21 protein-coding genes are annotated in these 23223 nt (G+C 69.6%); all 21 read right to left on the bottom strand.

The genetic code is table 11. The features are described from left to right. Positions 1-84 precede the first annotated feature (84 nt). The 21 genes from EPO52_RS16755 to rpoZ all read right to left on the bottom strand — a co-directional run bounded on the left by EPO52_RS16755 (position 85) and on the right by rpoZ (position 23217). On the bottom strand, positions 85-1542 hold the full coding sequence (locus EPO52_RS16755; RefSeq protein WP_290808864.1) for a glutamate synthase subunit beta: 1458 nt from the start codon (positions 1540-1542) through the stop codon (positions 85-87). Beyond that, complete coding sequence (gene gltB, locus EPO52_RS16760; protein ID WP_290808866.1) at positions 1535-6121, bottom strand: glutamate synthase large subunit; 4587 nt, start codon at positions 6119-6121, stop codon at positions 1535-1537. Before gltB ends, EPO52_RS16755 begins: the two co-directional genes overlap by 8 nt. Positions 6122-6236: 115 nt before the next feature. Then, entirely contained in the window at positions 6237-7148 is a 912-nt protein-coding gene (locus EPO52_RS16765) for a prolipoprotein diacylglyceryl transferase (RefSeq protein WP_290808868.1), read from the bottom strand. 7 nt (positions 7149-7155) lie between these two features. Then, positions 7156-7956 carry a tryptophan synthase subunit alpha gene (gene trpA / locus EPO52_RS16770; RefSeq protein ID WP_290808870.1) on the bottom strand — a complete coding sequence of 267 codons (801 nt, stop codon included), beginning with the start codon at positions 7954-7956 and terminating at the stop codon, positions 7156-7158. After that, positions 7953-9173 (bottom strand): tryptophan synthase subunit beta, encoded by a 1221-nt coding sequence (gene trpB, locus EPO52_RS16775; RefSeq protein ID WP_290808872.1) that lies wholly within the window; start codon positions 9171-9173, stop codon positions 7953-7955. The genes trpA and trpB overlap by 4 nt, the downstream gene beginning before the upstream one ends. Beyond that, entirely contained in the window at positions 9170-9943 is a 774-nt protein-coding gene (gene trpC, locus EPO52_RS16780; protein WP_290808874.1) for an indole-3-glycerol phosphate synthase TrpC, read from the bottom strand. Before trpC ends, trpB begins: the two co-directional genes overlap by 4 nt. Before the next feature lie 4 nt (positions 9944-9947). Continuing rightward, on the bottom strand, positions 9948-10178 hold the full coding sequence (locus tag EPO52_RS16785; protein WP_290808876.1) for a DUF6704 family protein: 231 nt from the start codon (positions 10176-10178) through the stop codon (positions 9948-9950). Positions 10179-10222: 44 nt separating this feature from the next. Beyond that, a complete protein-coding gene (locus tag EPO52_RS16790) occupies positions 10223-10939 on the bottom strand; it encodes a Trp biosynthesis-associated membrane protein (protein ID WP_290808878.1) in 717 nt (238 codons plus the stop codon). Beyond that, positions 10939-12468: an anthranilate synthase component I gene (locus tag EPO52_RS16795; RefSeq protein ID WP_290808880.1), complete on the bottom strand. Its 1530-nt coding sequence runs from the start codon at positions 12466-12468 to the stop codon at positions 10939-10941. The genes EPO52_RS16790 and EPO52_RS16795 overlap by 1 nt, the downstream gene beginning before the upstream one ends. Continuing rightward, the gene (gene hisI / locus EPO52_RS16800; protein ID WP_290808882.1) at positions 12465-12836 is read right to left on the bottom strand and encodes a phosphoribosyl-AMP cyclohydrolase; all 372 of its coding nucleotides are present in this window, start codon (positions 12834-12836) and stop codon (positions 12465-12467) included. Before hisI ends, EPO52_RS16795 begins: the two co-directional genes overlap by 4 nt. Next, positions 12833-13594 (bottom strand): imidazole glycerol phosphate synthase subunit HisF, encoded by a 762-nt coding sequence (hisF, locus tag EPO52_RS16805; RefSeq protein ID WP_290808884.1) that lies wholly within the window; start codon positions 13592-13594, stop codon positions 12833-12835. Before hisF ends, hisI begins: the two co-directional genes overlap by 4 nt. Further along, the gene (gene hisG, locus EPO52_RS16810; protein WP_290808886.1) at positions 13594-14433 is read right to left on the bottom strand and encodes an ATP phosphoribosyltransferase; all 840 of its coding nucleotides are present in this window, start codon (positions 14431-14433) and stop codon (positions 13594-13596) included. Before hisG ends, hisF begins: the two co-directional genes overlap by 1 nt. Positions 14434-14483: 50 nt before the next feature. After that, positions 14484-14747 carry a phosphoribosyl-ATP diphosphatase gene (locus tag EPO52_RS16815; protein WP_290808888.1) on the bottom strand — a complete coding sequence of 88 codons (264 nt, stop codon included), beginning with the start codon at positions 14745-14747 and terminating at the stop codon, positions 14484-14486. Between the two features lie 22 nt (positions 14748-14769). Then, positions 14770-15432: a ribulose-phosphate 3-epimerase gene (gene rpe / locus EPO52_RS16820; protein WP_290808890.1), complete on the bottom strand. Its 663-nt coding sequence runs from the start codon at positions 15430-15432 to the stop codon at positions 14770-14772. Between the two features lie 9 nt (positions 15433-15441). Then, a complete protein-coding gene (locus tag EPO52_RS16825; RefSeq protein WP_290808892.1) occupies positions 15442-15897 on the bottom strand; it encodes a hypothetical protein in 456 nt (151 codons plus the stop codon). A 7-nt stretch (positions 15898-15904) separates the two neighbouring features. Then, positions 15905-17425 (bottom strand): transcription antitermination factor NusB, encoded by a 1521-nt coding sequence (locus tag EPO52_RS16830; protein ID WP_290808894.1) that lies wholly within the window; start codon positions 17423-17425, stop codon positions 15905-15907. After that, positions 17422-18336: a methionyl-tRNA formyltransferase gene (fmt, locus tag EPO52_RS16835; protein WP_290808896.1), complete on the bottom strand. Its 915-nt coding sequence runs from the start codon at positions 18334-18336 to the stop codon at positions 17422-17424. The genes EPO52_RS16830 and fmt overlap by 4 nt, the downstream gene beginning before the upstream one ends. After that, a complete protein-coding gene (locus tag EPO52_RS16840; RefSeq protein ID WP_290808898.1) occupies positions 18333-20471 on the bottom strand; it encodes a primosomal protein N' in 2139 nt (712 codons plus the stop codon). Before EPO52_RS16840 ends, fmt begins: the two co-directional genes overlap by 4 nt. Positions 20472-20473: 2 nt before the next feature. Then, a complete protein-coding gene (gene metK / locus EPO52_RS16845; RefSeq protein WP_290808900.1) occupies positions 20474-21682 on the bottom strand; it encodes a methionine adenosyltransferase in 1209 nt (402 codons plus the stop codon). Continuing rightward, positions 21679-22893: a bifunctional phosphopantothenoylcysteine decarboxylase/phosphopantothenate--cysteine ligase CoaBC gene (gene coaBC, locus EPO52_RS16850; RefSeq protein ID WP_290808902.1), complete on the bottom strand. Its 1215-nt coding sequence runs from the start codon at positions 22891-22893 to the stop codon at positions 21679-21681. Before coaBC ends, metK begins: the two co-directional genes overlap by 4 nt. A 57-nt stretch (positions 22894-22950) precedes the next feature. Further along, positions 22951-23217, bottom strand: a complete 267-nt coding sequence (gene rpoZ / locus EPO52_RS16855; RefSeq protein ID WP_290808904.1) for a DNA-directed RNA polymerase subunit omega — start codon at positions 23215-23217, stop codon at positions 22951-22953. Between the last annotated feature and the right edge of the window lie 6 nt (positions 23218-23223).

Genomic DNA, 23223 nt, shown 5'->3' on the forward strand with positions numbered 1-23223 from the left:
TGCTCCGAAATCTGCGCCGGGGCGCATGGTGTGGTGGTGGTGTTGGAGTCTGTTCAGGTCGATGACGGCCCGGCTGGGAGGCTATCAGACCGAGATGGCGCGATCGGTCGGCTTCACCGGGAACGGCAGCTCGGTCGTGCCCTCGAGGTAGCGGTCGACCGCGGAGGCCGCGGCGCGTCCTTCCGCGATCGCCCAGACGATGAGCGACTGACCGCGACCGGCATCGCCGGCCACGAAGACACCGGGGATGGTGCTCTGGTAGTCGCCGTCGCGCTCCACGTTGCCGCGGCCGTCGAACTGCGTGCCGAGCTGCTCGGTGATCTCGTCCGACTCGGCTCCGGTGAATCCGAGTGCCAGCAGTACCAGGTCGGCGGGGATCTCGTGCTCGGTGCCGGCCTTGGGGACGCGGCGCCCGTCGAGGTACTCGGTCTCGGCCACGCGGATGGCGCGCACCTCTCCCGACTCGTTGGAGAGGAACTCGACGGTGGAGGCCAGGTACTTGCGGTCCCCGCCCTCCTCGTGGGCGCTCGACACCTCGAACAGCGTGGGGAACATCGGCCACGGCTGGTTCTCGGGGCGCTCCGTCGGCGGCTGCTTGCCGATGGCGAGGTTCGTGACCGAGAGGGCGCCCTGACGGTGGGCCGTGCCGATGCAGTCGGCTCCGGTGTCGCCGCCGCCGAGGACGACGACGTGCTTGCCCTCTGCGTCGATCTGGCCGAGGAGGTCGTCGCCCGCACCGACCTTGTTCTGCTGAACGAGGTACTCCATGGCGTAGTGCACGCCGTCGAGGTCGCGGCCCGGGATGGGCAGATCGCGCGGCACCGTCGATCCGGTGCAGACGATCACGGCGTCGTACCGGGCACGCAGGTCGTCCCAGGTGACGTCGACACCGATCTCGATGCCGGCACGGAAGCGGGTGCCCTCGGCCATCATCTGGTTGATGCGGCCCTCGAGGTGCTTCTTCTCCATCTTGAAGTCGGGGATGCCGTAGCGCAGCAGGCCGCCGATGCGGTCGTCGCGCTCGTAGACCGCGACGGTGTGGCCCGCGCGGGTGAGCTGCTGCGCGGCGGCAAGGCCTGCAGGGCCGGAACCCACGACCGCGATCGTCTTGCCGGTGAGGCGCTCGGGCGGATGCGGCTGCACCCAGCCGTTGGCGAACGCCTGGTCGATGATCGAGACCTCGACCTGCTTGATGGTGACGGGCGGCTGGTTGATGCCCAGCACGCACGACGCCTCGCACGGTGCCGGGCAGAGCCGGCCCGTGAACTCGGGGAAGTTGTTCGTGGCGTGCAGCCGCTCGATGGCCGCACGGCCTTCATCGCGCCAGGTGAGGTCGTTCCACTCGGGGATCAGGTTGCCGAGCGGGCAGCCGTGGTGGCAGAACGGGATGCCGCAGTCCATGCAGCGACCGGCCTGACGCCGCGTGGTGGCGGCATCGCCCTGCTCGTAGACCTCTTTCCAGTCCATGAGCCGCACGGAAACCGGCCGGCGGGCCGGGAGCTCGCGCTCCTGTGTCTTGAGGAAGCCCTTGGGATCAGCCACCTGTCACCTCCAAAATACGTCCCCACACGATGTCGCCATCGGGGTCGAGTCCTTCTTCGACCGCCGTCTGCCGGGTGGCGAGCACGGCGGCATAGTCACGCGGCAGCACCTTCGTGAACGCGGCGATCGTGGTATCGAAATCGGCCAGCATCCGGGCCGCCAGCGGCGAACCCGTCTCGGACTGGTGCCGCTCCAGCAGATCGCGCACGATCTCCACGTCGGCGCCGCCGAGCGGAAGCAGCTGGAGCTCACCGGAGCTCAGCGAGTCGGCGTTCACGCGCTCGGGGTGCAGGTCGTGGATGTAGGCGGTGCCGCCCGACATCCCCGCGCCGAGGTTGCGGCCCGTCGAACCCAGGATGAGCGCGAGGCCACCGGTCATGTACTCGAGTGCGTGGTCGCCCACGCCCTCGACGACGGCCGTGGCGCCGGAGTTGCGCACCAGGAACCGCTCCCCCACGATGCCGCGCAGGAACATGCTGCCCCGGGTGGCCCCGTAGCCGATCACGTTGCCCGCGATGACGTTGCGCTCCGCCGGGAAGACGGAGTGGCGATCGGGCCGCAGGATGATCTGGCCACCGGAGAGGCCCTTGCCCACGTAGTCGTTCGAGTCGCCCTCGAGGCGCAGCGTGATGCCTGACGGCAGGAACGCCCCGAGCGACTGGCCGGCCGAGCCGAGCAGCGTGACCTGGATGGTGCCGTCAGGAAGGCCCTGTTCGCCGTGCCGCTTGGTGACCTCGTGGCCGAGCATGGTGCCCACGGCGCGCTCGGTGTTGCGGATCGGCAACGTGATGGCCACCGGCTCGCCGTGCTCGAGAGCCGTGCGCGCTTCGTGGATGAGGCGGTTGTCGAAGTGCTTGTCGAGCTCGTGCTCCTGCTTCCGGCGGTTCGCGCGCGGTTCGTCGGCCTCGAAGTGCGGGCCGACCAGCACCGGGCTCAGGTCGAGTCCATCGGTCTTCCAGTGCTCGATCGCCGCGTTGACGTCGAGCAGCTCGTTGTGGCCGATGGCCTCCTCGAGCGAACGGAACCCGAGCTCTGCGAGGTACTCGCGAACCTCCTGGGCCAGGAACTCGAAGAAGTTCACCACGAACTCCGGCTTGCCGGAGAACCGCGCCCTCAGCTCGGGGTTCTGCGTGGCGACGCCCACGGGGCAGGTGTCGAGGTGGCAGACGCGCATCAGGATGCAGCCCTCCACCACGAGCGGCGCCGTCGCGAAACCGAATTCCTCGGCACCGAGAAGGGCGCCCACGATCACGTCGCGGCCTGTCTTCATCTGTCCGTCGACCTGCACCACCACGCGGTCGCGCATGCCGTTCAGCATGAGCGTCTGCTGGGTCTCGGCGAGACCGATCTCCCAGGGTGTGCCGGCGTGCTTCAGCGAGTTGAGCGGGCTGGCACCTGTTCCGCCGTCGTGGCCGGAGACGAGCACCACGTCGGCCAGCGCCTTCGTGACACCGGCGGCGACCGCCCCGATGCCGTTCTGGCTCACGAGCTTGACGTGCACCCGGGCATCCGGGTTGGCCCGTTTGAGGTCGAAGATGAGCTGCTTGAGGTCTTCGATCGAGTAGATGTCGTGGTGCGGCGGCGGCGAGATGAGGCCGACACCCGCGGTGGCGTGCCGGGTGCGCGCCACCCACGGGTAGACCTTCGTGGGCGGCAGCTGGCCGCCCTCGCCGGGCTTCGCGCCCTGTGCCATCTTGATCTGGATGTCGGTGGCGTGCGTCAGGTACATGCTCGTGACGCCGAACCGGCCGGATGCGACCTGCTTGATCGCGCTGCGGCGCCGCGGGTCGAGCAGGCGGTCGACGTCTTCGCCGCCCTCACCGGTGTTCGACTTGCCGCCGAGCTGGTTCATGGCGATCGCGAGCGTCTCGTGCGCCTCTTTCGAGATCGAGCCGTAGCTCATCGCGCCCGTGGAGAAGCGCTTCACGATCGACTCGACGGACTCCACCTCGTCGATCGGCACCGCCGGGCGCACGCCGGTGCGGAACTTGAAGAGGCCGCGCATCGTCATGAGGTTCTCGGCCTGGTCGTCGACCAGCTTGGTGTACTCGCGGAAGATGTCGTAGCGGCGGGCGCGCGTGGCGTGCTGCAGACGGAACACCGTGTCGGGGTTGAAGAGGTGCGGAGGGCCTTCGCGGCGCCACTGGTACTCGCCCCCCACGGCGAGCGGCTCGTGGGCCGTGATCGCGCCGTCTTCGGGGTAGGCGAGCCGGTGGCGCGCAGCGCTCTCCGAGGCGATCACGTCGATGCCGATGCCGCCGAGCTTCGAGGAGGTGCCGGTGAAGTACTTCTCCACGAAGTCGGGCGCCAGACCGACCGCCTCGAAGGTCTGGGCCCCCGCGTAGGACGACACGGTGGAGATGCCCATCTTCGACATGATCTTCAGAACGCCCTTGCCGAGCGCTTTGATGACGTTCTTCACGGCCTTCTCGGGGGTGACCCCCGAGATGACGCCGGAGCGCACGAGGTTCTCGCAAGTCTCCATGGCGAGGTACGGGTTCACGGCGGAGGCGCCGTAACCGATGAGGAGCGCGACGTGGTGCACCTCGCGCACATCGCCGGCCTCGACGATCATGCCGACCTTCATGCGGGTCTGCTTGCGGATGAGGTGGTGGTGCACACCGGCCAGCATCAGCAGCGAGGGCACGGGGGCCAGGTCTTTGTTCGAGTCCCGGTCGGAGAGCACGATGAACGCGGCGCCGTTCTCGATGGCCTCATCGGCTTCGGCGCACATGGCGGTGATGCGATCCTGCATGGCACGGGGACCGTCGTCGACGCGGTAGAGACCCTTGATCGTGGTCGTGAGACGACTGCCCGGTGACGGATCGATGTGCTGGATCTTCGCGAGCTCGTCGTTGTCGATCACCGGGAAGTCGAGGATGACCTGACGGGTGTGCTCCGGCGTGGCCGCGAGCAGGTTGCGCTCCGGACCGAGCCCGAGGCGCAGGCTCGTGACGACCTCTTCGCGGATGGAGTCGAGCGGCGGGTTCGTGACCTGCGCGAACTGCTGCGTGAAGTAGTCGAAGAGCAGCCGGGGGCGGTCGGAGAGGATGGCGATGGGCGTGTCGGAGCCCATGGCGCCGAGCGGCTCGGCCGCGTTCTTCGCCATGGGGGTGAGCAGGATGCGCACCTCCTCCTCGGTGTAGCCGAAGGTGCGCTGACGGCGCGTGACCGATGCAGGGGTGTGCACGATGTGCTCGCGCTCGGGGAGGTCGCGCAGGTTGATGCGGCCCTCGTCGAGCCACTGGGCGTACGGCTGCGCCGAGGCCAGCTCGGCCTTGATCTCGTCGTCTTCGATCAGCCGGCCGGCCGCCGTGTCGACGAGGAACATCTTGCCGGGGCGCAGGCGCCCCTTGCGCACGACACGGGAGGGGTCGACATCCGGGAACACGCCGATCTCGCTCGCCAGCACCACGAGGCCGTCATCCGTGATGAGGTAGCGGCCGGGGCGGAGACCGTTGCGGTCGAGTGTGGCACCCGCGAGCGTGCCGTCGGTGAAGATCAGCGCGGCGGGGCCGTCCCACGGCTCCATCATCATGGAGTGGTACTCGTAGAAGGCGCGGCGGGCGTCTTCGAAGTCGGCCTGGTTCTCCCACGCCTCGGGCACCATCATCATGATGGCGTGCGGCAGCGAGCGGCCGGCGAGCGTGAGCAGCTCCACGACCTCGTCGAACGAGCCGGAGTCGGAGAGCCCGGGTGTGACGATCGGGAAGAGCGGCGACAGGTCGCCGAGCAGCTCGTTCTCGAGCTGAGACTGGCGTGCCCGCATCCAGTTGCGGTTGCCCTGCACCGTGTTGATCTCGCCGTTGTGCGCCATCATGCGCAGCGGCTGCGCGAGCGGCCACGACGGGAAGGTGTTGGTGGAGTAGCGCGAGTGCACGAGGGCCAGCTTCGACGCGAACCGCTCGTCGGAGAGGTCGGGATAGAAGGGCTCCAGCTGCAGCGTCGTGACCATGCCCTTGTAGGTGAGGGTGCGGCACGAGAGCGACATGAAATAGACCTTGTGCTCCAGCTCGGCGCGCTTGCGCAGCCGGAAGGCCTGACGGTCGAGGGCGATGCCCGACAGGGTGGCACCGGACTCGGTGGTGCGTGCGCTCTGCACGAAGAGCTGCCAGATGGCCGGCATGGCGTCGCGGGCGAGGCGGCCGAGCTCATCGGGGCGCACGGGCACCTCGCGCCAGCCGAGGATGGTCAGGTCTTCCTGCTCGGCCAGGGTCGCGATGCGGCGCATGACCTCGCGGCGCTCACGGGCGTCGAGGGGAAGGAAGGCGTTGCCGACGGCGTAGCGGCCGACCGGGGGCAGCTCGGCCGGTGCGACCGCGCGGAGGAACGCATCCGGGATCTGCGTCAGGATGCCCGCGCCGTCGCCCGTGCCCGCGTCGGAGCCGATGGCGCCGCGGTGCTCGAGGTTGCGCAGGGCACCGAGTGCCGTGTCGATGATGTCGTGACCGGCAGTGCCACGGAGCGTCGCAACCATCGCCAGGCCGCACGCGTCTTTCTCGGCGGCGGGGTCGTACAGACCTTGCGCAGCCGGGAGGGCGCTGAATGCAAACCCGTGGGGTGCAGGCTGATCGGCCATGAGAGAACCGTCCTCTACGTGATTCTTAGGGAACTGGGACGCCGATGGCCCATGTAATTGCTACGGAGACATCGCGCTCCGTGTGTGGTCTTCGGCGAGAGTATGGATGCTGTGCCTACTCAGGCGTGGACGTCGCTCCGACTTCACTTGTGGCGCTCGGGACCGGGTCGCTCGATTCTACCCCAGCGGATGGCGGAACCCATTCCGCACCCCGCCGATAGGGGCCGGGTTCGAGTCCGGGATGCCGCCGCGCCTGCACGACGACGATGACGAGACCCAGCACCACCAGCGCCCATCCGGCCCACGGACCCACGCCGAGACCGAACCAGACGAGCGAGACGCCCCAGAGTCTCCCCCACTGCAGATGGAAGGCCCGCTCGATGAGGAGCAGCACGCCGGCGCCCGCCAGACACCAGAGCGCGTTGTAGAGGAAGAGCGGTTGGAAGAGCGTGCCGTCGGCCAGTCCAGCGGGGAAGGCGGGGTTGTTGCTCGGCACCTCGAGGCCCCACGGCAGCGTCGTGGGCACGCCGAAGCGCACTCCGTCGAAGTAGTCGCCGAGCCGGCCCACCGCCTGCGCCACGAGCAGAGCGGGTGCGAGGGCGTCGGCGAACGTCCAGAAGCGGATGCCGCTCAGACGGCAGCCGATCAGCGCCCCCACGGCGCCTCCGATCAGGGCGCCCACGAACGACAGCCCGGCCAGCGACAGGGAGAAGATCGCGCTCGCATCGGCGCGCGGCCCGAAGTAGTCGCCGGCGTGCGTCAGCACGAAGAACACCCGCGCTCCCACGAAACCCAGCGGGATCGCCCAGATGATCACGTCGAGCACCACCCCCGGTTCGGCCCCGCGTCTCGTGAGGCGGTGCGACGTCATCCAGGTGGCGAGCACGATGCCGAACGCGATGCAGAGCACCGAGAACCGGATGGGCAGGTTCCACTGGCCGAAGAAGTCGAGGCCGAGACCGGCCAGCCACTGGGTGAGGTCGAAGGAGTCGGCGCCGGGGCTCGGGATGCTGAGCGGCACGAGCATCCGGATGCTACCGCCCGGCCCCTACGGAGAGTTCGGCGGCCAGGCGGCCGACCGCGTCGACTCCTCCGTCGGCGAGGGCCTTGACGAGGGCCGAGCCCACGATGGCACCGTCGGCGTAGGAGAGGATCTCGGCGATCTGATCGGCGGTGGAGATTCCGATGCCCACGCACAGGCTCTCACCGCCCTGGGCCCGGAGCCGCCCCACGAGAGTGCGAGCGGCCGCATCCAGATCGGCTCGGGCACCCGTGATGCCCATGGTGGAGACGGTGTAGACAAAGCCGCGGCTGCTGTCGATGGCGAGCTTCAGGCGCTCGTCGGTGGAGGTGGGGGCGGCGAGGAAGACCCGGTCGAGGCCGGTTCGATCGCTCGTGGCGAGCCAGTCGGCACCGGAGTCGACGGTGAGGTCGGGTGTGATGAGTCCGGCGCCCCCGGCGGACACCAGGTCATCGGCGAAACGATCGATGCCGTACTGCAGCACCGGGTTCCAGTAGGTCATGAGCAGCACGGGGGCATCGACGCGCGAACGGATGCGCTCCACCGCGGTGAACGCGTCGTGCAGTCGCACGCCGTTCTTCAGCGCCTGAACGGTGGCGGCCTGGATGACCGGGCCGTCCATCACCGGGTCGGAGTACGGCAGGCCGAGCTCGATCACGTCGACGCCGTTCTCGACGAGCGCGACCGCCGCGTCGATGCTCTCGTCGAGGGTGGGGAAGCCCACGGGCAGGTAGCCCACGAGGGCGCCCGCGCGCTGGGTGTTCGCGGCGGCGATGGCCCCCGCGACAGGAGAATTCTGGACGGTGGAGGTCATAGGACGGCGTTCCCCTGCTCGTCGAGCACGTCGAAATAGCGGCCGGCGGTCTCGACGTCTTTGTCACCGCGGCCGGAGAGCGACACCAGGATGGTGGCGTCGGGGCCGAGCTCCTTGCCCAGCTCGATGGTGCCCGCCAAGGCGTGCGCCGACTCGATCGCGGGGATGATGCCCTCGGTCGTGCAGAGCAGGCGGAACGCGGCCATGGCTGCGGCATCCGTGACCGGACGGTAGCTCGCTCGCCCGATCGAGGAGAGCCAGGCATGCTCAGGACCGACGCCGGGGTAATCGAGACCGGCCGAGATCGAGTGGGAGTCGAGGGTCTGGCCGTCTTCGTCTTGCAGCATGAGACTCCGCGAGCCGTGCAGCACCCCGGGGCGGCCCATGGTGATGGTGGCCGCGTGCTCGAGGGTGTCGACCCCGTGGCCGGCCGCCTCGTAGCCGTACAGGCCCACCGAGGTGTCGTCGAGGAAGGCGTGGAAGATGCCGATGGCGTTGGAGCCCCCGCCGACGCACGCGGTGACCGCATCCGGCAGCGAACCGGTGAGGTCGATGACCTGCTGGCGCGCCTCTTCGCCGATCACCTTCACGAAGTCGCGCACCATCACGGGGAACGGATGCGGCCCCGCGACGGTGCCGAGCAGGTAGTGCGTGCTCTCGACGTTGGCCACCCAGTCGCGGAACGCCTCGTTGAGCGCGTCTTTCAGCGTGCGGGTGCCACTCGTGACCGGGATGACCTCGGCGCCGAGCAGACGCATGCGGGCCACGTTGAGCGCCTGGCGCTCGGTGTCGACCTCGCCCATGTACACGACGCACTCCATGCCGAACAGCGCGGCGGCGGTGGCCGTGGCCACGCCGTGCTGGCCGGCGCCGGTCTCGGCGATGAGCCGGTGCTTGCCGATGCGCTTGGCGAGCAGCGCCTGCCCGAGCACGTTGTTGATCTTGTGCGAGCCGGTGTGGTTGAGGTCTTCGCGCTTCAGGATGATGCGCGCGCCACCCGCGTGCGTGGCGAACCGTGGAACCTCGGTGAGGATCGAGGGCCGGCCGGTGTAGCTGCGGCCGAGCTCGGCGAGCTCGCGGTGGAACTCGGGGTCGAGCTTGGCCAGCTGGTAGGCCTCGTCGAGCTCGTCGAGCGCGGCGATCAGCGACTCGGGCATGAAGCGGCCGCCGAACTCGCCGAAGAACGGCCCGGCTTCGTCGCGGAGTGATGTGGTCATACGGAGAGGAACTCCTTCAGTGTCGTCACCGGGTCGTCGCCCGTGACGAGGGCTTCGCCGACCAGCACGACGTCGGCGCCCGCTGAGCGGTAGTGCGCGACATCCGAGACGGTCTTGACGGCGGATTCGGCCACCTTGATGGTGCCCTCGGGGATGCGATCGGCCAGACGGCCGAACAGATCGGGATCGAGCTCGAAGGTGCTCAGGTTGCGGGCGTTCACGCCCACCAGCCGGGCTCCCAGGTCGACGGAGCGGGAGACCTCGGTGGAGTCGTGGGTCTCGACCAGCGGAGTCATACCGAGCTGCACGATGAACTCGTGCAGCCGCACCAGTGTGGGCTGATCGAGCGCGGCCACGATCAGCAGCACGAGGTCGGCCCCTGCGGCACGCGCCTCGAGCACCTGGTACTCCGTGGCGATGAAGTCTTTGCGCAGCACGGGGACGGAGACGGCCGCCCGCACGGCCTCGAGATCGGCGAGCGAACCGAGGAACTTGCGGCCCTCGGTGAGCACGCTGATGGCACCGGCACCGCCCGCGGCATAGCGCGAGGCGAGGTCGGCGGGATCGGCGATCGCGGCGAGGGAACCCCTCGAGGGGCTCGCCCGCTTCACCTCGGCGATGATCTTGAGCTGCTCGGCGGGTGCGAGGAACGACAGGGCATCGAGTGCGGGGCTCTGGGCCAACGCATCCGTCTCGACCGCGGAGAGACTCCGTTCGGTCTGCCGCTCCGCCGCGTCCTCGAGCGCTCCGGCTACGAGTTCGGCGAGCACCGGATCAGTGCTCCTTCTGCAGCGACTTCGAACCGTTCACGCCGTAGCCGGCCTTCGACAGGATGAAGCCGATGAGGAAGCCGAGGAGCATGATGGCCGCGCCCATCCACACGAGCCACTCGATGGCGAAGAAGAACGCGACCGTGCCGATGGCGATGCCGAGGAGCGACACCACAACGGTGGTCCAAGCTGCGAGCGAGTGGCCCTCGCCGATTTCTTCCTCTTCGTGGCTCATCGATCTCTTCCTGTCTCAAAGGGGTCGTCAGAAGTCTATCGGGATCAGCGCGGCGAGCCCGACCCGGGGTCGGTCGTCGGGTCTGTTCCGCGGGTCATGCTGTCCCAGTCGTCGACGGCGGCGTCGCGCGCGTTGATGGCCGGCAACGGGGCATGGGCGGCATCCGTCGCGCCACCGGCCGGGAACGACTCGTCACTCTCGTCGAAGAAGTCGCCGAGATCGCCGCTACGCGTGCCGTCGGCCGACTCGTAGGTGACGGCCTGGTATCTGCGGCTCGCGGCGGGCCAACGGCGCACGGTGATGATGATCACCAGGCCGGCCAGCACCATGACGGCGCCGAACACCACGGTCAGCGCGGGCCAGATGCTCGCCGGGCCCGCGGTGACCAGTTCCCGGATCGAGGCGAGGCCCGCCACACCGGTGCTGGTGGTGACGACGGATGCCCCGGTGGCGACGGGATCGGTCAGCGCGCCGATCGCCGACCACAGAACACTCGCCCCGAGCAGCACCTCGAGCGCGCCGAGCACGATGCGGATCACCGGACCGGCGATCGCCAGCGCCCCCGCCAACGCAAGACCCGCGAGAGCCAGCGCCGACAGCGCCGGCGCGGCAGCGGAGCCGGGCACGTCGAGGGTGAGCGCGACACTCGAGTCGCCCACGATCGAGAGACTTCCCCACGACTGCGACCAGGCGAGGAAGGTGAGCGCGCTCGCGAGCAGCACCACGACGATGGTGAGGAACTTCACGCGGCGGCCGGACATCAGCGCACTCTCGTCATCGCGTTCGCCACGGCGACCGCGCGCAACGGAGCGGCCGCTTTGTTCTGCGACTCGCGGAACTCGCTCATCGGGTCGGAATCGGCCACCAGACCGCCGCCGGCCTGCACGCGCGCGACACCGTCGCGGATGGTGGCGGTGCGGATGGCGATGGCCAGGTCGGCGTCGCCCCCGAACCCGAAGTAGCCCACCACGCCGCCGTAGACGCCTCGCTGGGAGGGCTCGAGCGCGTCGATGATCTCGAGAGCGCGCGGTTTCGGTGCGCCCGACAGCGTGCCGGCCGGGAAGGTGGCCCGGAACACGTCGATCGCGTCGACTCCGTCGCGCAACGCGCCCTCGACGGACGACACGATGTGCATGATGTGGCTGAACCGCTCCACCCGCATGAACTCGGTGACCTCCACCGAATCCGCCTGGCACACCTTCAGCAGGTCGTTGCGGGCGAGATCGACCAGCATCAGGTGCTCGGCCTTCTCCTTGTGGTCGGCCAGCAGCTCGTGCTCGAGCTCGAGGTCTTCCTGGGGTCCCGCGCCGCGCGGCCGGGAGCCCGCGATGGGGTGCGTGAACGCGCGGCCGCGTTGCACCTTCACGAGCGCTTCGGGGCTCGAACCGACGATCTCGTAGGGCGTGCCATCGGCGTCGACCAAGGTGAGCAGGTACATGTACGGGCTCGGGTTGAGCGTGCGCAGCACCCGGTAGACGTCGAGCGGATGCGCGGCGCAGTCGAGCTCGAAGCGCTGCGCGATCACGACCTGGAAGATGTCGCCCTCGCGGATGTGCTCCTTGGCCACGTCGATCGCGGCGAGGAAGTCGCTCTGCTCGGTGCGGTGCCGAGGAGTCTCGGCCAGCGAGAAGTCGGCGGTGGCGAGCCACGCCTCGCTCGGTGCGGCAAGAGCGGCCTGGATGGCGTCGAGCCGGCCCTGGGCGTGCTCCCACGCGGCATCCGCAGTGCTCTGCCCGTCGGCGAGGGCGGTGACGATCAGCTGCACGGTGCCGAAGTCGTGGTCGACCACGACCAGCTCGGAGACGAACGACAAGCCCTGGCTGGGCATCCGGTAGTCGGCGGGTGGGCGGTGGGGCAGCCGTTCGATCTGCCGAACCGTCTCCCAGCCGATGAAGCCCACGAGGCCACCGGTGAGGGGAGGATGCGACGCGACCGCAGGAGTCTTCCAATGGTCGTAGAGCGCGCTGACGGCGTCGAGCGGCCCTTCGGGCAGCCCACCGGGGAAGGCACGCTCGACGGGCAGGCCGAGGTCGAGCCAGTGCGCGCGGTCGTCGTGCTCGGTGAGCAGGCCGAAGCTCGAGACGCCGATGAACGAGAAGCGCGACCAGATACCGCCCTGCTCCGCCGACTCGAGCAGGAACGTGCCGGGCCGGCCGTCGGCGAGCTTGCGGTAGATGCCCACCGGCGTCTCGCCGTCGGCGAACAGCTCGCGGATCACCGGGATGACCCGGTGGGTGCCGTGCACCTGGTCGAACTCGTCGCGGGTGGTCGAGGCCGTCGATGCGGTCATGAGCCCACCACCGGCTGCAGCGGGTCGACGTCGAAGCAGCGGCGGGCGCCCGTGTGGCACGCGACGCCGATCTGGTCGACCTCGACCAGCAGGGTGTCGGCGTCGCAGTCGAGCGCGGCGCCCTTCACGAACTGGGCGTGGCCGGAGGTGTCGCCCTTGCGCCAGAACTCCTGGCGCGACCGCGACCAGAAGGTGACGCGACCCTCGGTGAGCGTGCGGCGGAGCGCCTCCGCGTTCATGTAACCGAGCATCAGCACCTCCTTCGAGTCCCACTGCTGGATGATGGCAGGCAGGAGTCCCTTGTCGTCGAAGGTCACGCGATCGAGGATCGCGGCGACGTCGGTGACCCGTGCGGTGTCGTCGGTCATCGAACGAGCACCCCTTCCTTCTTCAGTTCGTCTTTCACGTCGCCCACCGTCATCTCGCGCAGGTGGAACACGCTCGCGGCGAGCACGGCATCCGCACCGGCCTTGATGGCCTGGCCGAAATGCTCGACCTTGCCGGCGCCGCCCGAGGCGATCACCGGCACCGAGCTGAGCTCGCGCATGAGGCCCACGAGCTCGAGGTCGAAGCCGTCTTTCGTGCCGTCGGCGTCGATCGAGTTCACCAGCAGCTCACCTGCACCACGCTCGATGGCCTCGCGGGCCCAGTCGAGCGCATCGAGCTGTGTCTCGGTGCGGCCGCCGTGCGTGGTGACCACGAAACCGGATGCCGTGGCCGGCGACCGCTTCACATCGAGCGAGAGCACGAGCACCTGCGCCCCGAAGCGATCGGCGATCTCACTGAGCAGCTCGGGGCGCGCGATGGCGGCACTGTTGACGCCCACCTTGTCGGCGCCGGACGCCTGGAGCCGCGCGACGTCATCCGTGGAGCGCACTCCCCCGCCCACCGTGAGCGGGATGAAGACCTGCTCGGCGGTCTGCCGCACCACGTCGTACATCGTGGCCCGGGCGTCCACCGTGGCGGTGACGTCGAGGAACGTGATCTCGTCGGCGCCCTGGGCGGAGTAGAGCGCTGCGAGCTCGACCGGGTCGCCGGCATCCCGCAGGTTCTGGAAGTTGACGCCCTTGACCACGCGGCCCGCGGCCACGTCGAGACACGGGATCACGCGAACCGCGAGAGCCATCAGATCCTCGCGGCGTGGATCGGCGAGACGAGGATCGCGCGGGCACCCACGGCGTACAGGCGGTCCATCACGAGGTTGGTGTCGTGCTTCGGCACCATGGCGCGCACGGCGACCCACTCGGCGTCGTGCAGCGGAGAGATCGTGGGCGACTCGATGCCGGGCGTGAGCGCGCAGGCCTCGTCGAGGTGGGTGATCGGCACGTCGTAGTCCATCAGCACGTACTGACGGGCCACCAGAACGCCCTGCAGGCGGCGCAGCAGCGTCTCCGCCCCCGGGTGCGTGGTGCCGGAGCTGATGAGCACCGCGGTGGATTCGAGGATGATGGGGCCGAAGATCTCTAGGCCCGCCTTGCGCAGGGTGGAGCCGGTGGAGACGACGTCGGCCACGGCATCCGCGACGCCGAGGCGCACAGCCGATTCGACGGCGCCGTCGAGGCGGATGAGGGTGGCGGTGATGCCGTGGCCGGCGAGGAACGCGCCCACGAGCCCCGGATAGCTGGTGGCCACGCGAGCGCCCTGCAGGCTCTCGAGTTCGATGTCGGTGCCTTCGGGGCGCGCGAAACGGAACGTGGACCCGCCGAAGTCGAGTGCCGCCACCTCGCTCGCGGGCGACTCGGAGTCGAGCAGCAGGTCGCGGCCGGTGATGCCCACATCGAGGGCGCCGGAGCCGACGTACGTGGCGATGTCGCGAGGACGCAGGTAGAAGAACTCGACCTCGTTGCGGGGGTCGAGCACGACCAGCTCGCGCGAGTCACGGCGGCCCTGGTAGCCCGCCTCGGCGAGCATCTGGGCGGCGGTTTCGGAGAGGGAGCCCTTGTTGGGCACCGCGATCTTGAGCATGAGGGTCTTTCGGATGGGTGAAGGAGTCGGTGGGGTGAGTGCTCAGATCGTTACAGATGTCGGTACAGGTCGGCCGGGGCCAGGCCCTTCGCGAGCATCATCACCTGCAGGTGGTAGAGCAGCTGCGACATCTCCTCGGCGAGGTTGTCGTCGCTCTCGTACTCCGCAGCCATCCAGACTTCGGCGGCCTCCTCGACGATCTTCTTGCCGATGGCGTGCACGCCGGCGTCCAGTTCACGAACGGTGCCCGAGCCTTCGGGTCGTTCGGCCGCCTTGGCGGAGAGCTCGAGGAACAGCTCGTCGAAAGTCTTCACAGGTCAAGGGTACCGGTCGGGATCAGTGGGTGTGTTCGCCGGCGAGGGCGCGCAGCTTCTCGATCTGGGCGGAGGCGCTCTCGGCGCCGAACACGCTGGAGCCGGCCACGAAGGTGTCGGCGCCCGCATCCGCTGCGATCGCGATGGTGTCGTCGTTGATGCCGCCGTCGACCTGCAGCCAGACGTCGAGACCGGATGCGCGCACCGCGCTGCTCAGCGTGTTCAACTTCGGCATCGTCGACGACATGAACGACTGGCCGCCGAATCCGGGCTCGACGGTCATCACGAGCACCATGTCGAACTCGGGCAGCAGTTCGAGGAACGGCTCGGCGGACGTGCCGGGCTTCAGCGCGATCCCCGCGCGGGCGCCGCGTTCGCGCAGGCTGCGGGCGACCTTGACGGGATCGGCGGCGGCCTCGGCGTGGAACGTGACCGAGTAGGCGCCGGTCTCGGCATAGGCGGGGGCCCAGCGGTCGGGGTCGTCGATCATGAGGTGCACGTCGAGCGGGATCGGGGAGATCTCCTGAAGCCGGGCCACCACGGGCAGGCCGAGCGTGAGGTTCGGCACGAAGTGGTTGTCCATCACGTCGACATGAGCCAGGTCGGCGTTGGCGATGCGCCCGAACTCGGTCTCGAGATTGGCGAAGTCGGCGGAGAGGATGCTGGGGTTGATGCGTACGGCCACGAGACGACCCTATCGGGCGGGGCCGGAGCCGAAAGGGCCGTCGGCATCACCGGTCACGAATCCGTCGCGCACTTCCTGCACGGTGAGCGGACGCAGCTCGGGTGGCATTGGCCACTCCAGCGTGTACTCGAGCAGCGCCGCATCGATCGCCCCGAAGTCGTCCTTCTTCACTCGGATGCGCCGGGTGCTCACTTCGATGATCCGCACCCGGAGCGGCGGCTGCCCCTCTCGCGCCTCGGGAAGGGTGAGCCCGTACGGATCGGCGAGATACCCGATGCCGAGTTCGTCGAGCAGTTCTTCGGCCACGAGCCACTCCACCTCACCCGCCACGTCTCGCCCCAGCAGATCGACGGGAACGAACCCGTCACCCTCGGGCCGCATCCACCCCACGAGCTCCCCGTCGCCTCGCCGGTGCTCGATCCACCCGCCGATATCGCTCGATCCCCTCGCGGATATCGCTGACATCAGCGCATCAGAGCTTCTGGAAGAGGGCGATGAACATGGCGTCGGTGGTGTTGCGGTGCGGCCAGAGCTGCACGGCCGCATCCGGGGCCCCCAGGGTGATCGGGTCGTCGGTGAGCGTGCGGAGCACGTGCTGGGTGTCGAGCTGCTCGAGGCTGCCCTGCCAGCGGCGCAGGGCGCCCTGCACCTGGCCGCGGGTCTCGGCCACGTGGGGCGAGCAGGTCACGTACGCGAGCAGGCCGCCCGGCTTCAGCGCCTCGACGGCGGAGTCGATGAGGCGCTGCTGCAGGGCCACGAGGTCGGCGACGTCGGCCGGCGACTTGCGCCAGCGCGCCTCCGGGCGACGGCGGAGTGCACCGAGGCCGGTGCAGGGGGCGTCGACGAGGATGCGATCGAACGACTCGGGCTCGGTCGAGCCGATCGTGGTGCCGTCGCGCTCCCATACCTCGGGGGCGTCGGGGATGGCCGACACCGCACGGCGCACGAGGCCCGCACGGGCCGGCACCGGTTCGTTGGCCGTCACCACGGCACCGCCGAGGCGGGCCTCAGCGGCGAGCACCGCCGTCTTGCCACCGGGGCCCGCGCAGAGATCGAGCCAGCGCTCCCCCGCCTGCACGGGTCGAGCCCGGGTCAGGGCGAGGGCGGCGAGCTGCGAGCCTTCGTCCTGCACCCGCGCGACACCGTCGTGCACGGCCGGGATCGATGCGGGGTCGCCCGTCGGCGCGAGGAGGCCGATCGGTGACAGCGCGGCCGGCTCGGTGCCGTCACCCACGTCGTCACGATCGATCAGTCCCGGCAGGGCCGCCAGGCTGATCCGGGCCGGTGTGTTGTCGGCCTCGAGCAGCTCGTCGAGCTGGAAGGCCACGTCGTCGGCGGGCACGCCGTCGGCCACGAGGGCTCGGCGGAACGCCCGGATGACCCACGCCGGGTGCGAGGCGGCCACGGCGAGACGCTCGTCGTCGTCGCCGGCCGACTCCATGGCACGATCGAGCCACTCCGCTGGCGGGGTGCGGGTGATGGCCCGCAGCACCCCGTTCACGAACCCGGTCGACGATCGGGATGCCGTCTGCCGCGCGAGCTCGACCGACTCGTTCACGGCCGCGTGGGTCGCCACCCGCATCGAGAGCAACTGGTGGCAGCCGAGTTCGAGCACATCGAGAACGGCGCCGTCGATCTCCGCGGTCGGTCGGCCCGAGGCGAGTTCGATCACGCGGTCGTAGTAGCCGCGCATCCGGAGCGTTCCGTAGGTGAGCTCGGTGGCCAAGCCTGCGTCGGCGCTGTCGAGACGTGCCTCGGCGATCTTGGCGGGCAGCAGGAGGTTGGCGTAGGCGTCGTCGACGCGCACAGCGGTGATCACCTCGAGGGCGATGCGGCGGGCGGGCTGCACCTCGCTCGGCTTGGGCGAGGGGGTGGCGGGCTTTCGGCGGTCGGGGCCGCGGCGGCCTGAGGCGGCACGGCCGGAGCCGCCGCGGCCCGCGCCCGCTCGACCCGCGCCACTCGAAACGCCGTCCCTGTTGCGGTCACCCGTCATCGTGCCGTCATCCTCTCCACGCCTGTGCCACGCCACCAGTCGGCGGCCGGCATAGCCTTCTTGCCCGCCGGCTGCACCCTCAGCAACTCGAGCGGAGCGCTCGCCGTGCCGGCGTACACCCGGCCCGCGTCGGCGAGCAGCACCCCCGGTTCGAGCCGCGCCCGGTCACGTGCCGGAACCGCATCGAGCACCTTGAGCCGTGCCCCGTCGATCTCGGTGAAACCGCCCGGCTCCGGGGTGACCCCGCGGAGCCGTCGATAGACCACCTCGACCGGCTCGTGGAAGTCGAGCCGGGCATCCTCGATACCCAGTTTCGGAGCGAGAGTGACCTCACCGCTCTGCGGCTGGGCGCTCAGAGTGCCCGTGCCGATCCCCTCGACCGTGTCGGCGAGAAGCCGTGCACCCGAGTGCGAGAGCCGTTCGAGCAGGTTGCCGGATGTCTCGTTCGCTCCGATCGGCGTGCTCGACATCGCCCAGATGTCGCCGGCGTCGAGCGCCGGCACGAGCTGGAACACGGCCGCGCCCGATTCGGTGTCGCCCGCGATGACGCTCCACTGCACGGGGGCGGCGCCGCGCCAGCGCGGCAGGAGCGAGAAGTGCAGGTTGATCCAGCCGAGTCGCGGGGTGCTGAGCAGCGGCTCCTTCACGAGCCCGCCGTAGGCCACGATCACGCCGAGGTCGGCCTCGAGAGCCGCCACCTCCGCGGTCACCGCGTCGTCGAGCCGGTTCGCCTTGATGACGGCCAGACCGAGCTGCTCAGCCGCATCCGCCACCGGAGACGGGGTGAGCACGCGCTTGCGCCCCTGCGGAGCGTCGACCCGCGTGATCACCGCCGCGATCTCGTGCGCCGGCGCGAGAGCCGTGAGGCTCGGCACCGCCACCTGCGGGGTACCCGCGAAGACGAGCTTCATTCCATGATCTCCGAATCGTCGAACCGCACGCGAAGGGTCGGTGGGGGGCGGTAACCGGGCGGGCTCCCCGCCTTCGACCTCCTGGTGGTGGCGTTCTTCACCACGAGAGCCCGCAGGTGACGCGATACCGCGGCACCGATCGCGTAGTCGAACCGCACGATCGCCCGCACGGCTCCGTCGTCGGTCGGCACCGGACCCAGGGTATCCATCTTCGCCCACTCGGCCGGGGTCAGAAGCGCCTTCAGGTCTTTCAGGGCCGAATCCACAGTCGCCGGGGTGCCGGTGAGCGTGGCGATGCGTACGGCGGGCGGGAAGCGCAGCCGCCGCCGGTCGGCGAGCTCGTCTTCGGCCACGGCCTCCTGCTGCCAGGTGACGAGGCTCTTCGCGAGCTCTCCACCGACCCCGACGAGCACGTTGGTCGCGCGGGGTGCCGAGAGCGCGATGGCGTTCGACCACCAGCGGAGGCAGTCCTCCGCGACGCGGAGGGACTCGCGGGCGAGCATCCGAGGGCCGTCGAGAAGCAGCACGGCGCGGTAGCCCCCCGCGGCGATGGGTTCTGCGCCCCGGGTCGCGACGACGAGCGCGGGGCGGCCGTCGATCTCCTGCAGGTTGCGTTCGCCGTCGGAGACGACCACACGCACTCCCGGAAAAGCGCGGCCCAGTTCGTCGGCCGTGCGCCCGGCACCGATCGACGCGAAGCGGAACGTCGTGCCCGCGCAGTGCGAGCAGTGCCAGTTGGCGGCGATCGCGCCGCACAGGGTGCACGACGGCCGCTCCCCGGCGCGACGTACATGAAGCGGGCCGCCGCAGACGGTGCAGGATGCGGGTGTGCCGCAGGTCTGGCAGGCCAGAACGGGCGCGTACCCGGGCCGTGCCACCTGCACCAGCACGGGCCCGTCTTCGAGCGCTCTGCGGGCGATGGACCACGCGGCGGTGGGGATGCGCGCGGCGTTCTGGGGCGCATCCGGGTCGTCCTGCTCGGCCGTCGGCACCACCCGCGGCAGGTATCGCGGAGCCGGGAACACCGGATGCAGGAACCCCAGGTCGACGAGCCGCTGAACCTCGGTGCTCCGCGAGTGCGACACGAACGCCAGGCGCGCCCCCGACTGCTCCTGGCGCACCAGCGCGGCATCGCGCACGTGCACGTACGGGGCGAGGGGTTCGGCCAGGAGGGGGTCGCCCTCGTCCCAGACGACGATCTGGCCGAGCTTCGCCACCGGGGCGTAGATGCTCGAGCGGTTGCCCACCACGATGTGGGGTGTGCCGTCGAGCGCGGTGAGGAAATTGGCATAGCGCTCGTTGCGCGCCTGACGGGCATCCAGTCGCACGACGGCGTCGCCCGCGCCCAGGTGCTCGAGGGCGTGCTCGAGCGAGGCCTGGTCGCGGTAGTCGGGCACGGCGACGATCACCGACTCGCCACCCCGGTGCACGGATGTGGCCAGCTCGGCGATGGTGAGCGCCCAGTGCCCCACCGTGTGCTCCCCCACGGCGGCCACGGTGGCGATCGCGTCGATGGCGCTCCGCGCACCCGGCGCCGCAAGATGCGCGGCATCCCCGCCCGAGTACCCGGTGAGCGCCCACGTGCCCCGGGTCTCGAGCACGTCAGGGTGCGCAACCGTGTCTTCCTGGGCGAACGAAGTGACATTCGTGCGACCTGGATCGGCTGTGCTCGCGGCGGCGGCACGGGCGGCCTGGGCGGCCACGAAGAATCTCTCCACACGAACGAAGCGCGGAGGCACGGCGAGGCGCACGATGTCGCAGGCGCTGCCCGCGGCGCGGTCGGCCAGGCGCCGCACCAGAGCCCACACCTCGGGGGTGAGTACCGGCAGGGGCGACACGACCTCGCTGAGCTCGCTGAGGGTGCCGGAGTATCCGGCGCTCGAGACCAGCTCGATGATGTAGCCACGAGCGGTTCGGCCGGCCGAGCGCAAGGGCACCTTGACCCGAACGCCGGGGTGCGCGTCCGGAACCAGAGCCGGTGGCACCAGGTAGTCGAACAGCCGATCGAGCTGGGGCAGGGGCGACTCGAGCATCACCCGCGCCACCACCGCCTCCCCGCCGCCGGACGCCGCGGGATCGGATGCGGTGGCGGGCGCGAGTGCGTCGCCTGAGAGCGACGCGACCTCGCCCGGCACGATCAGAGGCCCGCTGCGGCCCGGATCTCGTCGACCCGGTCGAGGCGCTCCCAGGTGAAGTCGGGCAGTTCCCGGCCGAAGTGGCCGTAGGTCGCCGTCTGGGCGTAGATGGGGCGCAGCAGGTTCAGGTCGTCGATGATGGCCGCGGGGCGCAGGTCGAAGACGCTGCGCAGAGCGTCGGTGATGGCAGCATCGGAGACCACTCCGGTGCCGAAGGTCTCGACGTAGAAGCCCACCGGTGCGGCCTTGCCGATGGCGTAGGCGATCTGCACCTCGAGGCGCGACGCGAGGCCGGCTGCCACGGCGTTCTTGGCCACCCAGCGCATCGCGTAGGCCGCCGATCGGTCGACCTTCGACGGGTCTTTGCCGCTGAAGGCGCCACCGCCGTGACGGGATGCCCCGCCGTAGGTGTCGACGATGATCTTGCGCCCGGTGAGCCCGGCGTCACCCTGCGGCCCGCCGATCTCGAACCGGCCGGTGGGGTTGATGAGGATCTTCACGTCGGAGTAGTCGAGCTGCACCCCGCCGGCCGCCGTGGCCTCCAGCACGGGGCGGATGACGAGCTCTTCCACCTGGTGCCGCAGATCGTCGAGCCCGATGCTCGGCGCGTGCTGTGTCGAGAGCACGACCGTGTCGACCGTGCGGGGAACCACGCCGTCGTAGCCGATGGTGACCTGGGTCTTGCCGTCGGGTCGCAGGTAGTCGAGCAGGCCTTCTTTGCGCACGGTGGCCAGGCGCTCGGAGAGCCGGTGCGCCAGCCAGATCGGCAACGGCATGAACTGGGGCGTCTCCGTGGTGGCGTACCCGAACATGATGCCCTGATCGCCTGCACCCTGCCGGTCGCCCTCATCGATCGACGCACCCTCGCGGGTCTCGAACGCGTTGTCGACGCCCTGGGCGATGTCGGGCGACTGGCCGCCGATCGACACCGACACACCGCAGGAGCGGCCGTCGAACCAGACGTCCGACGAGGTGTAACCGATCGACGTGATCTTCTCGCGCACGATCGCCGGGATCTCGACGTAGCCCTGCGTGGTGACCTCGCCCGCCACATGCACGAGACCGGTGGTGACGAGGGTCTCCACCGCGACACGCGAGTGCGGGTCGACCGCGAGCAGTGCGTCGAGGATGCTGTCGGAGATCTGGTCGCAGATCTTGTCGGGGTGCCCCTCGGTGACGGACTCGGAGGTGAAGAGGCGTAGAGAGGTCATTGTGCTCCTGATAAGGCGGCGGCGAACACTCCGAGAATGTCATCGGCCACCGACGTCTTGCTGCCGGATGCCTCGAAAACTATAGCGCCGGATGCATCGAGCACGGTCACCGCATTTCCTTCTGTGGCGAACCCGGTGGTCCAGCCCACCTCGTTCACCACGAGGTAGTCGCAGCCCTTGCGCGCGACCTTCGCGCGACCGAGTTCGAGCAATGCCTCGCGATCGGATGCGGTCTCGGCTGCGAAACCCACGATCAACCGGCCGTCGCGCGGCAGCGCCGAGATGGTGGCGAGGATGTCGGGGTTCTGCACGAGCTCGAGCGTGAGCCGCTCCCCCGCGTGGATCTTCTTGATCTTGCCCTCGGCGACCTCGACCGGCCGGTAGTCAGCCACCGCCGCCGCCATGATGGTGAGGTCGCTGCGCGCCGCCTCGGCGCTCGTGGCCTGCAACAGCTGCTCGGTGGTCTCCACCCGGATCACGTCGATCTCCGTGGGCAACGGAACCTCCACGTGGGCCGCGATGAGCGTCACGGCGGCGCCCCGGTCGCGCGCGGCCTCGGCGAGGGCGACGCCCTGCCGGCCGCTCGAGCGGTTGCCGATGAAGCGCACGGGATCGAGCGGTTCGCGGGTGCCCCCCGCGGTGACCAGAACGCGCCGGCCTTCGAGATCCCGGATGCGGGTCGACGCGCCCGAGGCGACGGCCAGCGCGTGCGCGACGATGTCGTCGGGTTCGGCCATCCGCCCGACACCCGAGTCCGTGCCGGTCAACTGCCCGCTCACCGGCCCGACGAGATGCACTCCCCGCGATCGGAGCAGCGCGATGTTGGCGACCGTGGCCGGGTTCTGCCACATCTCGGTGTGCATCGCCGGGGCGATCACGAGAGGGGCGCGACTGGCCAGCACGGTGTTGCCGAGCAGGTCGTCGGCGAGGCCGGTGGCGAGCTTCGCGATGGTGTTCGCGGTGGCCGGCGCGATCACGATGAGATCGGCGGCCTGACCGATGGCCACGTGCCGCACCTCGGCCACGGCCTCATAGAGGTCGGTGTTGACGGTGTTGCGGGAGATCGCCTCGAGCGTCGGGCGGCCGACGAACCGCAGGGCCGCCTCGGTGGCCACCACGTGCACGTCATGACCCGCCAGAACGAGACCACGGATGACGTTCACGGCCTTGTAAGCCGCGATGCCACCCGTGATTCCGACGACGATGTTCAATTGCGCTCCGTTGAGAAGGTGCTGTGGTGCCGTTCCGTTCGATGTGAACGAGCTGTACTACTCGACGATCGGGGCGCCGGCCTTGATCTGGAGCTTGTCCTCGTTGATCTCGTGCATGGCGACGGAGAGCGGCTTGTCGTCGATCGTGGAATCGACGAGGGGGCCGACGTTGTCGAACAGGCTGCCTTCGTGCAGATCGGCGTAGTAGTCGTTGATCTGGCGGGCGCGCTTCGAAGCGAAGATCACTAGGGCGTACTTCGAGTCGACCTTCGAGAGAAGTTCGTCGATGGGCGGGTCGATGATGCCGAGTTTGTTGGTGGGCATTGTGTG

The sequence above is a fragment of the Herbiconiux sp. genome (assembly GCF_004297105.1).
Classification (GTDB): Bacteria; Actinomycetota; Actinomycetes; order Actinomycetales; family Microbacteriaceae; genus Herbiconiux.

Excerpts from the sequence above, each read along its gene's own strand:
- metK (WP_290808900.1), bottom strand. The coding sequence starts at position 21,682 with ATGACCTCTCTACGCCTCTTCACCTCCGAGTCCGTCACCGAGGGGCAC.
- EPO52_RS16795 (WP_290808880.1), bottom strand. The coding sequence starts at position 12,468 with ATGACCGCATCGACGGCCTCGACCACCCGCGACGAGTTCGACCAGGTG.
- hisI (WP_290808882.1), bottom strand. The coding sequence starts at position 12,836 with ATGACCGACGACACCGCACGGGTCACCGACGTCGCCGCGATCCTCGAT.
- rpoZ (WP_290808904.1), bottom strand. The coding sequence starts at position 23,217 with ATGCCCACCAACAAACTCGGCATCATCGACCCGCCCATCGACGAACTT.
- hisG (WP_290808886.1), bottom strand. The coding sequence starts at position 14,433 with ATGCTCAAGATCGCGGTGCCCAACAAGGGCTCCCTCTCCGAAACCGCC.
- trpA (WP_290808870.1), bottom strand. The coding sequence starts at position 7,956 with ATGACCTCCACCGTCCAGAATTCTCCTGTCGCGGGGGCCATCGCCGCC.
- hisF (WP_290808884.1), bottom strand. The coding sequence starts at position 13,594 with ATGGCTCTCGCGGTTCGCGTGATCCCGTGTCTCGACGTGGCCGCGGGC.
- EPO52_RS16785 (WP_290808876.1), bottom strand. The coding sequence starts at position 10,178 with ATGAGCCACGAAGAGGAAGAAATCGGCGAGGGCCACTCGCTCGCAGCT.
- gltB (WP_290808866.1), bottom strand. The coding sequence starts at position 6,121 with ATGGCCGATCAGCCTGCACCCCACGGGTTTGCATTCAGCGCCCTCCCG.
- EPO52_RS16790 (WP_290808878.1), bottom strand. The coding sequence starts at position 10,939 with ATGTCCGGCCGCCGCGTGAAGTTCCTCACCATCGTCGTGGTGCTGCTC.
- EPO52_RS16825 (WP_290808892.1), bottom strand. The coding sequence starts at position 15,897 with ATGTCAGCGATATCCGCGAGGGGATCGAGCGATATCGGCGGGTGGATC.
- EPO52_RS16830 (WP_290808894.1), bottom strand. The coding sequence starts at position 17,425 with ATGACGGGTGACCGCAACAGGGACGGCGTTTCGAGTGGCGCGGGTCGA.
- trpB (WP_290808872.1), bottom strand. The coding sequence starts at position 9,173 with ATGACCACATCACTCCGCGACGAAGCCGGGCCGTTCTTCGGCGAGTTC.
- fmt (WP_290808896.1), bottom strand. The coding sequence starts at position 18,336 with ATGAAGCTCGTCTTCGCGGGTACCCCGCAGGTGGCGGTGCCGAGCCTC.
- EPO52_RS16765 (WP_290808868.1), bottom strand. The coding sequence starts at position 7,148 with ATGCTCGTGCCGCTCAGCATCCCGAGCCCCGGCGCCGACTCCTTCGAC.